Annotated in this window: 10 protein-coding genes; 5 read left to right on the top strand and 5 right to left on the bottom strand. The window is 60.3% G+C overall.

Annotation, left to right across the window (positions count from 1 at the left end):
* Positions 1-13 precede the first annotated feature (13 nt).
* Positions 14-604 (bottom strand): hypothetical protein, encoded by a 591-nt coding sequence (locus R6U53_RS10345; RefSeq protein WP_410322283.1) that lies wholly within the window; start codon positions 602-604, stop codon positions 14-16.
* A gap of 445 nt (positions 605-1,049) precedes the next feature.
* Positions 1,050-1,469: a hypothetical protein gene (locus R6U53_RS10340; RefSeq protein WP_410322282.1), complete on the bottom strand. Its 420-nt coding sequence runs from the start codon at positions 1,467-1,469 to the stop codon at positions 1,050-1,052.
* 263 nt (positions 1,470-1,732) lie between these two features.
* On the opposite strand from R6U53_RS10340, the gene R6U53_RS10335 reads away from it, so the two are divergent.
* Both R6U53_RS10335 and R6U53_RS10330 read left to right on the top strand, forming a co-directional pair.
* A complete protein-coding gene (locus R6U53_RS10335) occupies positions 1,733-2,143 on the top strand; it encodes a hypothetical protein (protein ID WP_410322281.1) in 411 nt (136 codons plus the stop codon).
* Positions 2,097-3,116 carry a phosphoribosylaminoimidazolesuccinocarboxamide synthase gene (locus tag R6U53_RS10330; RefSeq protein ID WP_410322280.1) on the top strand — a complete coding sequence of 340 codons (1,020 nt, stop codon included), beginning with the start codon at positions 2,097-2,099 and terminating at the stop codon, positions 3,114-3,116. The genes R6U53_RS10335 and R6U53_RS10330 overlap by 47 nt, the downstream gene beginning before the upstream one ends.
* Before the next feature lie 416 nt (positions 3,117-3,532).
* Here the strand turns inward: R6U53_RS10330 and R6U53_RS10325 are convergent, their stop codons facing one another.
* The 3 genes from R6U53_RS10325 to R6U53_RS10315 all read right to left on the bottom strand — a co-directional run bounded on the left by R6U53_RS10325 (position 3,533) and on the right by R6U53_RS10315 (position 7,674).
* Complete coding sequence (locus R6U53_RS10325) at positions 3,533-4,927, bottom strand: protein adenylyltransferase SelO (RefSeq protein WP_410322279.1); 1,395 nt, start codon at positions 4,925-4,927, stop codon at positions 3,533-3,535.
* A gap of 332 nt (positions 4,928-5,259) precedes the next feature.
* A complete protein-coding gene (gene aglF, locus R6U53_RS10320; protein WP_410322278.1) occupies positions 5,260-6,018 on the bottom strand; it encodes a UTP--glucose-1-phosphate uridylyltransferase AglF in 759 nt (252 codons plus the stop codon).
* A 51-nt stretch (positions 6,019-6,069) separates the two neighbouring features.
* Positions 6,070-7,674 carry an ABC transporter permease gene (locus tag R6U53_RS10315; RefSeq protein ID WP_410322277.1) on the bottom strand — a complete coding sequence of 535 codons (1,605 nt, stop codon included), beginning with the start codon at positions 7,672-7,674 and terminating at the stop codon, positions 6,070-6,072.
* 119 nt (positions 7,675-7,793) lie between these two features.
* Here R6U53_RS10315 and R6U53_RS10310 point away from each other — a divergent pair, with 119 nt between their 5' ends.
* The 3 genes from R6U53_RS10310 to R6U53_RS10300 all read left to right on the top strand — a co-directional run bounded on the left by R6U53_RS10310 (position 7,794) and on the right by R6U53_RS10300 (position 10,739).
* Positions 7,794-8,342, top strand: coding sequence for a gluconate 2-dehydrogenase subunit 3 family protein (locus R6U53_RS10310; RefSeq protein WP_410322276.1), 549 nt, complete (start codon positions 7,794-7,796; stop codon positions 8,340-8,342).
* Positions 8,339-9,934 (top strand): GMC family oxidoreductase, encoded by a 1,596-nt coding sequence (locus R6U53_RS10305; RefSeq protein ID WP_410322275.1) that lies wholly within the window; start codon positions 8,339-8,341, stop codon positions 9,932-9,934. The genes R6U53_RS10310 and R6U53_RS10305 overlap by 4 nt, the downstream gene beginning before the upstream one ends.
* 157 nt (positions 9,935-10,091) lie before the next feature.
* Positions 10,092-10,739 carry a dolichyl-phosphate hexose transferase gene (locus R6U53_RS10300; RefSeq protein ID WP_410322284.1) on the top strand — a complete coding sequence of 216 codons (648 nt, stop codon included), beginning with the start codon at positions 10,092-10,094 and terminating at the stop codon, positions 10,737-10,739.
* Positions 10,740-10,911 lie beyond the last annotated feature (172 nt).

The raw sequence follows: 10,911 nt of genomic DNA, 5'->3' as shown, positions 1-10,911 counted from the left end.
CGCATAGTGAAAATCAGGCGAGGAGTCCTGATAACAAAACTGAGGCCCCATCCTGGTGATACCTACTAGCTTCGCACCGAAGCCAACAGCCGCCTTTTTGATGAGAGCTGTGGCGCCTGAAGGGTCTGCAGGAGCTGTATTCCTTCTGGCCGTTGATCAGGTCGCCCTCCTGGATCAGGTACTCGAAGTCGCTGTCGGCGGCGAAGACCCCGTCCTGCTGTTCTTCGACGGGCGCCGGCGACTCCAGGAAGTCGTCGTTCGTCCCTTCGAATTCGAAGTGGAAGTTCCGGTAGTACCCGACCCCGGCCCTGTCGTACGGTGTGGGGTTGTCGCGGCTCGGGTGCTGGATGCTGTGGAGCAACGTTCCGTCCTCGAAGACGAACGGGCCGGTCATCTCCGCACCGAAGGCGGTCGTCGAGAATCGTTTCAGATCACCGATGACGCTCGGTGCTCCCTCGGTCAGCGTGTCGTCGTCGTCCGTCGAATCCGTAGGGCTGTATCCACGATAGCTATCCTCGGCACCACTGGCGACGCCCGCGACGCCCGCGCCGACCAGGGTGGCGATGGAGGCTTTCATCAGGTTGCGTTTTGATCGATCAACCATGCAAGTACGAAACCGCATTCCTGTGTAAAACCCGTTTGTAATAGGTCAACGGTCCTATCCGAACGCTGACTGTCGCCTATATAGGCGACGGAACTGGTACGATCGTAAACTGCCTCACCCCACTCTATCGGCGCATACGCGCCTCGGCCCTTGAGGCCACGTCCAATGGCGACAATCCACATACGGGTTCCGCCGACTCCCGGTTGCTGGTGACAGGGTCACGGGACGCTCCCGATCGAGGGTCGAAACCCGCCCCGCCGATCTCGGGAGAGTCAGTCCTGAAACCGACCGGCAGCAGGCCGCGTTCCCTCTGTACAGGGAAGCCGCCCCGCTTACCGCGTGGAGGATTTAAATCCATTCTCCGGGGAAGAGGTATATGACGACGCTGGCCGTCTACTCCGGAAGGATCAGCACGTACCGTCGAGAACTGATCGCAACGTCCATCTCAGAGATCGGTCTCCGCGTCGATCATCTCAGCGGCCTTCCGGCGGATGTTGGTCGCCCGCTTTTGCACACGCGAGACGTATCGCTCAATCATCCCGGGCTGGACGCCCATGAACGAGCCGACCCACTGGCGGTCATTGTATGGCTGGGTTAGGAGGTACGCCGCGAGAGTGTCCCGGCCGGCCTGGATGATGATCGGGGGGATGCCCCGCTCGCCGGTGCCGGCCTCCTCGAAGCCGTTGACGTCGAAGTAGATGTCGGCGTACAGCTCGGCGGTCTCGGCGTCTTCGAACTCGATCCCCTCGTGATGCGGCGCTTCGAATAGGTAGCGGCCGTCGTCGAGTTCGGTGATGCGAACGTCAATGATGTACTCCCGGTAGGTCGCGGTCGACGCCTCGCGGACCCGCTCTGTTGAGGCCATGTACGCGACACACTCGCGACCGACATGAATCTCGGTAATAGTCGTCTATAGGCGTCAAGAGACCTCTAGTCGGACTCGTAGCTATCCAGAGCGCGATTAAGACGGTGTAGAGCAGACGCTCCGGGAGACACTCATGGGAAAAACGCGGCTTCGGAGTTTCGTGATGCGCGGCAGACGAGGGCTCTGCACCCCGGTACATCGCCTCTCACTGATATCCAATACCTCGATACCACACATCCGATCCAGCACCGTCCGTCCGATAGATGTACGATCGCCTCGAAGTCGAACTCGTCGCGATCGCGGCGCTCCTCGTGATACTTTTCGGATTGTTCGTGCTCGCCGGCACCGTCCAGCCGAGCCCCGACGATCGCAACTACCCGAGCGAAGCCGATATCGCAGCCGACGGGGAGCGATACGTCGGCGATCGCGTCGTCGTCAGTGGAACCGTGCTCGTCAACGGCTGGCGGTTCGATCGCGAGTCGACGAGTGTCGTCCCCCGAACGAAGGCGCTGGTTTCGAACTTTAGCACCGTTTTCATCCGACCTCAGAGGTCGATTCGGGGTGAAGCATCCGTCTCCCATCTCGCGATGGAAACGCCTTTGCGGCCGCACGGACTCACGTCCGGTAATGACCAGTGTCAAGCAGTTCCGCGTCGAGGAGCCGGCGACGGCTGATTCGCTCGGAACCGGGGCGTTCGTCTTCACCGACGACTACTCCGTGTTCGACTGGGGCAAGATGCCCGACGCGATCCCGAACAAGGGGGCGTCGCTGTGCGCGATGGGCGCTGCGAACTTCGAGCGGCTCGAAGCCGAGGGTATCCCGACCCACTACCGCGGCGTCGTCGGCAACGGCGAGATCGCCGACCTCGACGGCGTGGTCGCTCCGCCTCGGGAGATGGCGATCGATCTCACCCGGGTGCCGGAACTCCCGAACGAGGCACGGGAGTACGACTACAACGCCTATCACGAGGCCGCGGGTGACAACTATCTGATCCCCCTCGAGATCGTGTTCAGGAACACGGTCCCGATCGGCTCGTCGCTCCGTTCGCGCGGCGAGCCGAGCGAGTTCGGCCTCGAGTACGACGCCTGGCCGGACGAGTCTGTCGACCTCCCGGAGCCGGTCGTCGAGTTTTCCACGAAGTACGAGGAGTCGGATCGGTATCTCTCCCGGAAGAACGCCGACTTCATCGCGGGAACGGCCGACGTCGACGACCTCGAATCGGTCGCTCGCGAGGTCAACCGGACCGTCACCGAGACTGCGAGCGAAGCGGGGTTGAAACACGAGGACGGCAAGATCGAGTGTCTGTACTTCGACGGCGAGATCCGGGTCGCCGACGTGGTCGGCACCTTCGACGAGAACCGCTTTTCGTACGACGGTCAACAGCTCTCGAAGGAGGTCCTCAGACAGTACCACAAGCGGACCCAACCGGAGTGGGTCGAGGCGATCACGGAGGCCAAAGCGCGGGCGAAAACCGAGGATGTCGCCGACTGGCGTGAACTCTGTGCGGTCGATCCACAGCCGCTTCCGGAGCACGTCATCGACGCTGCACGCGAAATGTACACGGCCGGGGCAAACGCGTACATCGGACGCGAGTTGTTCAGCACGCGCTCGCTGGAGGACGCGGTCGGGGCGGTCCGGAACCTATAGAACGGCGTGGAAAAACGGAGGCCGGTATCATCTACGGCGGTGCAGGGGGCCAAAATATTGTGTCATAGAAGTGTTCACAAGGGCTTGATTTCGTCCGCAATTCATTGAATCAACGGGTAGGTCGAGTCTGGGTATTAACCACCGAGAGTTCCACCAGCTCAAAGGAGGGTTTTCGATAGCCGTGCGAGATACAAAGCGCGAGTCTTGCAGGAACTTCTGCCCTGATAGTCGCAGTCACGGTTTGTCTTTCATCTTGGCCGTCGGCAGCGACGACCCCCGGGAATGGGAAGGCTCCCTGAAAACATCCACCGACCACTGTGGCCTCTCTGGGAATGACCGTTTTATTAACGCCCTCTGGGGTATTCAGTGAAGCTGATAAAAGGACGTTTGATAGTAAAAATCCCTGATAACTTTTATCAAGTATTACAATACGTTGTGTACTCCGAATCGAATTCTTCTGAAGGCGGTTGTTGAAACTGCGAATTCGGGTCTTTCGATCCGTACGGATCTTTCAAAACGTTCAATAATTCCTCGAATTTAGATAGATCCCCTTTTTCCAGATACTCATTTAGTGCCTCTTCTATTAAGTAGTTGCGGGGGATGTAACGAGGATTGGTTTTCTTCATGACCTTCTTATCCAAGCCGATACCAGCTAATTCATTCCGGATATGTTTGAAATCTTCAGATGAATAGACTGGATCGTCAAAGCAGCCGGGGGTTTCTAATTCAAGGAATGTATTCGTGTAGTCCGCTCTGGATTCACGAAGCCAGTCTAAAAATTCATTTACTATTTCTTCCCCTCCGTCTGATTTGATCCCCAGTTTCTTTCTCATCATACTATCGTATTTAGCATCAAATATTTCTTCAAAATCGTCCAGCTTAGCTTCTAGCTCAGCAAAAGCGTGAGATGATTCTTGAAAAAGCGGGTTTAGGGATTCTGCGAAACGTCCAAGATTCCACTTCAAAATAGGTTTTTGATTCCCGAAGGAATATCTACCTCTTTTGTCCACAGAGCTGAAGACAGCATCTTCATCGTAATAATTCACGAATGCACATGGTCCGTAGTCAAATGTTTCTCCATCGATACTCATGTTGTCTGTATTCATGACGCCATGTATGAATCCTACACGCATCCAGTCAACCACCATATCTATAGATGATCGCATAACTTCACCAAAGAAGTCTACGTATTTTCCATCCTTATCATTCAGATGAGGGTAGTGCCTGTCGATCACATAATCAGTGAATTCCTCTAGTTCTTCGGGTGCTTGGCTTGCAACATATTGGAAAGTCCCATATCTAATGTGGCTTCTCATCACTCTTACAAGGATGGCTCCGGGTTCTATTCTACGTCTCCGAACTGATCCTCCGGTTTCGATTACTGCTAGACTTCTAGATGTTTTTACACTAAGATTTTGCATCGCGTATGAGTAAATATACTCTCTGAGCACGGAGCTAACAGTTGCGTTCCCATCGCCTCTTCTTGAGTACGGAGTTCTCCCGGAACCTTTCAGTTGAATATCATATCTACTGCCGTCGTGCACATGTTCGCCTAGTATCATCGCTCTTCCGTCGCCAAGTACCGTATACCTTCCAAATTGATGTCCTGCATATGCTTGAGCAATCGGTTCTTCTAGGAGTTCTTGTCCTGACAGAATCCGACTATTTAAATCCTCTTTATGTAATCCAAGATCATCACACAGCTCTTCATTAAGAAGTAACATCTCCGGATTATCGATGTCTTTAGGCTTTACTCCCGAATATAGTTTAGAGTCCAAATCTTTGTAGGTCGTGTCAAAGGAAAGGGGCATGTGTTACCACTTAGTATGTGTTGTTTCCATTTTAATAAGCTGTTCCTTGTGAACTACTATACCCTGCTCGCGCTGACGCGCTCGCTGCAATGAGTGACTCGCGGTTGCGAGATTCGCCCCTCTGTCTCTCGCACGGCGTTCTTGGCAGGTAGTGAGTGATAAAAACAATCAGGTAACTCGAAGCCCTCTGTGGGTACGAGTAACGGCTTCGTGGCAGAGCCAGTGGCCGACAGTCCACGAACCGTGAACTGCCTGTAGATCCCCAGCCATCCGAATGGACGGGAGTAACAGAGGACCCTCGGGAAGCCCCGCCGTTCACCGCGGGGAGGGTGTCACTCGGAGGCCGCGTCCGCGACTTCGGTTTCGACCGCATCGTCGTACCCCTCTTGCAGCCGCCGTTCGGCCTCGTCTCGATCCTCGGGGTAGCCGACGTCGATCCGCCACCCGTCCATTCGGATGGCGTCGATCGTCCGCCCCGAGTGGATCAACAGGTCGACCGCATCGGAGAGTTCGAGCTCGCCGCGGTCGGAGGGTTGAACGAGATGGCAGGCGTGAAAGATCGCGGGGGTAAAGGTGTAAAAGCCCGTCATCACGAGGTTCGTCGGCGGGTCGTCGGGCTTTTCGATCACCTGCGTGATCTCGCCGTAATCGTTGGTGTCACACACGCCGTAGCGGGACGCCTCTTCCCACGGGACCGATTCGACGAGGAAGGCGGCGTCGGCGCGCTCCTCGCGCTGGCGGTTGACTACGTCGGCGAGGTTGGCCTCGAAGACGTTGTCGCCGAGCATGAGCATGAAATCGTCTTCGACGTGCTCTTCGACGCACAACAGCGCGTGTGCAAGTCCTTTCGGCTCACGTTGGTGAGTGTACGTGATCGGGACGCCCTCGTAGTCGTCGCCGTAGAAGTCGATGATCTTCTCTTTTTTGTAGCCGACGACGACGAGCAGTTCGTCGGCATCGAGTTCGAGCAGTCGGTCGAAACAGTGGCTCAGGATGGGACGGCCGTCGACCTCGACGAGCGCCTTCGGTTTATCCTCGGTGAGCGGCCGGAGTCGCGTTCCCTCCCCGGCAGCGAGTACGACAGCTTGCATACTTAACCGCTCTCGCCCGCGAACCAAATCCTTTCGGCTTCGAGCGAGCGCTCACAGACCCCGTTCGTCGCCTTCCTGGGCGAGGATAACGACCATTGACAGCCCGGATATGAGGAGCAAAAGCAGCGCCGGAATCGCCGCGTACTGATAGAGGGCGGACTCTTGGGCTCGCCAGATTTGAGTGACGATCGTTTCGAACCCCGAGGGTCGGAGGATGAGCGTGACGGGTAGCTCTTTCATGGTCGTCAAGAACACGAGTGCAGCGCCGGCGACGAGTCCGGATCGGATGTTCGGCAGCGTGATTCGTCTGAACGCCCCGAGCGGGGATTCGCCGAGCGTGCGACCGGCCTCAACGAGTTTCGAGTCGATCTGCAGGATCGACGTTCGAGTCGTCCCGACCGCTTGGGGCACGAATCGGACGACGTACGCGAAGATCAAGAGCGGCAGCGTCTGGTAGAGACTCGGGAGGTAGCCCGCGCCGAAGAAGACCAACGCGAGCCCCAAGACGACGCCCGGCACCGCGAAGCCGACGTAGGTCGCCCGCTCGAACAGCGTCGCGAGGCGTGAGTCGTGGATCGCCGCGAGGTACGCGACGGGCAGTGCAAACAGCATCGCGACGACGGCTGCAGCAGCCGCGACGCCGACGGAGTTGAGCGCTTGGACCCACTCGAAAGCCAGCGAAGGTTGTCGTGCAGTGTCCGTCCGGAACAGCCACAACAGCAGGATCCAGACGGGGACAGCGAGCGCGATGACGGAGACGCCCGCGGGGAGCAACGCCGCGGGCCAGCGCCACCGACCCAACCGGACGCGGGTGCCGTCGTGGTCGGCGCCGCCGCCTTTGACGTTCTCGCCGGGGCGGATAGCCCACTCCAAGACGAGGACGAGGAGGACGAGCAACAGGAGTTGGATGGAGAGCAACGCGGCGTACTCCCGGCCGAAGGAGTTGTATTCGACGTATATCTCACGGGTAAACACGGAGAGGCGCATGATCGCCGGGGTGCCGAAATCCGAGATCGCATAGAGCGCGCTCAACAGCGCGCCGGCGGCGACCGCGGGGCGGATCTGCGGCAGCGTCACCCGACGAAACGCGTCCCACTTGCCGTAGTTGAGCGTCCGCGCGGCGTCGATCAACTGCGTGTCGAACGAGACCAAGGCGGCGCGCGTGGTGAGATAGACGTAGGGGTACGTGTAGAGCGTGATCACGAACACCGACCCGGGAAGGCCGTATATCTCCGGGAGTCGCCCGATACCGAGTGGAGCCAAAAGCGAGTGAAACTCCCCGCGGGGGCCGAACGCGGAGACGAACGCGAACGCGCCGACGTAGCTGGGGATGACGAGTGGCAACGCGGCGACGACCGACCAAAACCGACGGAACGGAAGGTCAGTTCGGACGGTCAGATACGCGAGCGGGACACCCAACAGGATCGAACCGACAGTCACGCCGCCCATCAACAGCAGGCTGTTGAGAAGCACCTCGGCGGTGCCGGCACTGAACACGAGGTCGCGAGCGCGCGACGGCTCGACGGTCAGGACTTCGATGAGGAGCCAGACGAGCGGAAACACCAGAGCGACGGCGATCGTGCCCGAAAGCAGCGTCAGCCCCACCGGTAACGAAGGGGTCGATGAGTCGGCGTCGTTCTCGATCGGTTGAGTCATGGTGGGGACGGAGGTGAAGCGATGACTGGCGTCTTCGTTTCGGTCGAAACGCTCCGAGCGGTTTAGTTCGATCGAAACACTCCGACGGGTATAAGAGTTTAGGTGGGCCTAAATAAGATATGGAGCTGACGAGACGGGACGCGACCGCTGCGTTGGCCGCGATCGGAGCGACCGGCGCGGTCGCATACGGTGCCGCCCGGAGTCGGCGTGAGCGCGAGGGGGGGTCGGATCCCGACACCGGGCCACCGGTCGACGAGGAGCAGATTCGAGAGACGCTCTCGGCTGCTGCGGTCGTCCTCTACCCCCGGGAAATCTCGGGAATCGATGGGTTCGTTGACGCGTTTCTCGACGGACGGCTCGACCGTCCCGAACACGCCAACGCCATCGGTGAGGGGGTCACCGAACTCGACGAGCGCGCAATAGCGTGGTACGGTGACCGCTTCGTGAAACTGTCAACCGCCAATCGAGATAGCCTTCTCCGGGAGATCGGCGCGGACACCGCCGACGAGGACCCCGACGGCACGACGGCCGAACGGATCCGGTACTACGTGGTCAACGAACTCCTGCTCGCGCTGTACGCCTCGCCGACGGGCGGAAAACTGGTCGGCATCGAGAATCCGCAGGGCTACCCCGGCGGCATCGAGAGCTACCGACGGGGGCCGCGATGAGTCCCGATTCGAACGGCCGGACCCCGGTAGCGAACGCCGACGTCTGCATCGTCGGCGCGGGACCGGCGGGCGGCCTCGTCGCCGATCGGCTCGCCGACGAGTACGAGGTGGTCGTTTTGGACGCCGGGCCACGATTCGATTTCGCTGACCGCATCGAGCGCCAAGAGAAAGCGATCCGCCCGGCTTACGACCGCCCGGCCGTGTGGGACGGCGATCCCGAGCGCGACGCTCACTCGGCCTCTGGCGAGTGGTTCTACCCGCTGAATCACGCCCGTGTCAAGGGGATCGGCGGCTCGACGCTACACTGGCAGGGGATGGTGATGCGGCTACACGAGGACGACTTCAACTCCGCCAGCGTCCGTGGCGTCGGGACCGACTGGCCGATCGACTACGCGGATCTTCGTCCCTACTACGCCGACGCCGAGCGCGAGCTGGGCATCGCGGGCGCGGACGACAACCCCTACGCGCCGCCCCGCGAGGAGCCGTTTCCAATGACGGCGTTCGCGCCCTCCTACAGCGACGGCCTGTTCGCGGAGGCCTGCGAGGCCCTGGGGATCGACATGCATTCGGTGCCGAACGCCCGCAACTCGGAGTCATACGACGGTCGATCGGCCTGCGTCGGCTACGGGACCTGCCAGCCGGTCTGTCCGTCGGGCGCAAAGTACGACGCGACGGTCCACGTCGAGCGCGCCGAATCCAAGGGGGCGACGGTGATCGACCGCGCACCGGTCCAGCGGCTCGAACACGATGCGGACAGAGTGACAGCGGCCGTCTACGCGACCCCCGACGGTGGGGAGCACAGACAGGTTGCCGACGCGTTCGTCGTCGCCTGCGGGGGCGTCGAGACACCGCGATTGTTGCTGTGCTCGGAGTCCGACCACTACCCCGACGGCCTCGCGAACTCCAGCGGCCTCGTCGGGAAGTTTTTCATGGATCACCTCTTTGCCGGCATGGGCGGTGTCCTCGATGAACCAACGAGACAGAACCACGTCGGGTTCTACACGAGCGCGTGCGATCAGTTCTACGGCGAGGCCGACGAGGACGTCGGGCCGTTCAAACTGGAGTTCTTCAACTACGACGGCCCCTCACCGGTCGAAACGGCGCTGTCGGGCGAGACGTGGGGCGACGATCTACTCGATCAGCTTCGGGAATCGTACGGTAACCACATTGGGATGGGGGCGCTCGTCGAACAACGTCCCAGCGAGGACAACTACGTCGGCCTCGACCGCGATCGGACGGACGACCACGGTCGGCCGGTGCCGGACGTTCACTGGTCGGTCGACGATCGCGCCCTGCGGACGATCGAGCGGGCGAACGAGATCCAGCGGTCGATCCTCGAGGAGTTGGGCGCGGAGATCACCTGGCGGGTCGGCCCGGACAACACCGGCCCCGCCTATCACCACATGGGCACGACGCGGATGGGGGCCGACCCCGACGAAAGCGTCGTCGATCCGCACCTGCGAACCCACGATTTGGGGAACTGCTGGCTCGTCACGAGCGGTGCGTTCCCCACCGGCGGCGCGATGAACCCGACGCTCACGATCGCCGCCCTCGCACTGAGGGCCGTGGAGAACATTCGTGATACACTGTAACGGCTGTTTTAGGTGAACCTAAAAACTTAAGCGCCTGCGGGAGAGACGAGTGCCAATGAGTTCGATACAGCGGGCGAACGGTAGCGACGTGGAGGCAGCCAATGCGGAGACAAGTGACACGCGGGACGCGTACACCTTCGAGGACGTGAGCGTTGTGATGGGCACCTACAACGAGGAGGCCGCGATCGCGACCGTGATCGACGACATAGACGAGGTCACGGACGGGAACGCGGAGGTCGTCTGCGTCGACGGATCGTCGGATCGAACGCCGGAGATCGCTCGCGAGAAGGGCGCCCGCGTCATCGATCAGGAACCGCAGGGATACGGTGTCGCCGTCCGCGAGGCGATCCTCACACCGGATCGGCCGATCGTCGTCACGACCGACTGTGACGACACCTACCCGATGGAGCAGTTGCCGGAGTTCCTCGACGCGATCAACGCCGGCTACGACGTCGTCAGCGGCGACCGACTCTACCACGGGGCCGAGGCGATGCCCGCGTTCAACCGCTTCGGAAACCACGCTTTCGCTGCGATCGCCAGCGCGCTGATGGGCGAGCGCATCCACGACACCACGACGGGGATGCGCGCGTACCGACGGGAGGTCGTCGAATCGATCGAGTGGACCGAGAACACCGGCCTGTCGGCCGAACTGCTCATCCGACCGCTAATGAGGGGCTACGAGATCCGCGAGCAGCCGATCGCCTACCGCGAGCGCGCCGGCGAGACGAAACTCGACCCGATCGAGGGCGGCCTCGCCATTGCGAAATCGATTGTGAAGGTGTGTCTCGGAGAGCGGTTTCGGTAGTCCGTCGGACGAGTAGTCGAAGCGCTGTTGAACGACTCACTCATCGGGAGGTGAGCTGTGGCGTCTACTGGCGGAGCAGGCCGAGTGCCTCGGGGCGTGACCCCGAGGCGGTTCACCTCCAATTAATAGGCGATTATGCGCCGTATAGTCTCCATAACAATACTCTATTCGA

It is taken from the genome of Natronomonas sp., from assembly GCF_046483325.1.
GTDB lineage: Archaea > Halobacteriota > Halobacteria > Halobacteriales > Haloarculaceae > Natronomonas.
The sequence above is the reverse complement of the archived record's forward strand: the minus strand, read 5'-3'. Positions and strand labels throughout refer to the sequence as shown.

Bases quoted from the DNA above. Each gene is read 5' to 3' on its own strand.
- R6U53_RS10345 (WP_410322283.1), bottom strand. From the start codon at position 604: ATGGTTGATCGATCAAAACGCAACCTGATGAAAGCCTCCATCGCCACC.
- R6U53_RS10340 (WP_410322282.1), bottom strand. From the start codon at position 1,469: ATGGCCTCAACAGAGCGGGTCCGCGAGGCGTCGACCGCGACCTACCGG.
- R6U53_RS10335 (WP_410322281.1), top strand. From the start codon at position 1,733: ATGTACGATCGCCTCGAAGTCGAACTCGTCGCGATCGCGGCGCTCCTC.
- R6U53_RS10330 (WP_410322280.1), top strand. From the start codon at position 2,097: ATGACCAGTGTCAAGCAGTTCCGCGTCGAGGAGCCGGCGACGGCTGAT.
- R6U53_RS10325 (WP_410322279.1), bottom strand. From the start codon at position 4,927: ATGCCCCTTTCCTTTGACACGACCTACAAAGATTTGGACTCTAAACTA.
- aglF (WP_410322278.1), bottom strand. From the start codon at position 6,018: ATGCAAGCTGTCGTACTCGCTGCCGGGGAGGGAACGCGACTCCGGCCG.
- R6U53_RS10315 (WP_410322277.1), bottom strand. From the start codon at position 7,674: ATGACTCAACCGATCGAGAACGACGCCGACTCATCGACCCCTTCGTTA.
- R6U53_RS10310 (WP_410322276.1), top strand. From the start codon at position 7,794: ATGGAGCTGACGAGACGGGACGCGACCGCTGCGTTGGCCGCGATCGGA.
- R6U53_RS10305 (WP_410322275.1), top strand. From the start codon at position 8,339: ATGAGTCCCGATTCGAACGGCCGGACCCCGGTAGCGAACGCCGACGTC.
- R6U53_RS10300 (WP_410322284.1), top strand. From the start codon at position 10,092: ATGGGCACCTACAACGAGGAGGCCGCGATCGCGACCGTGATCGACGAC.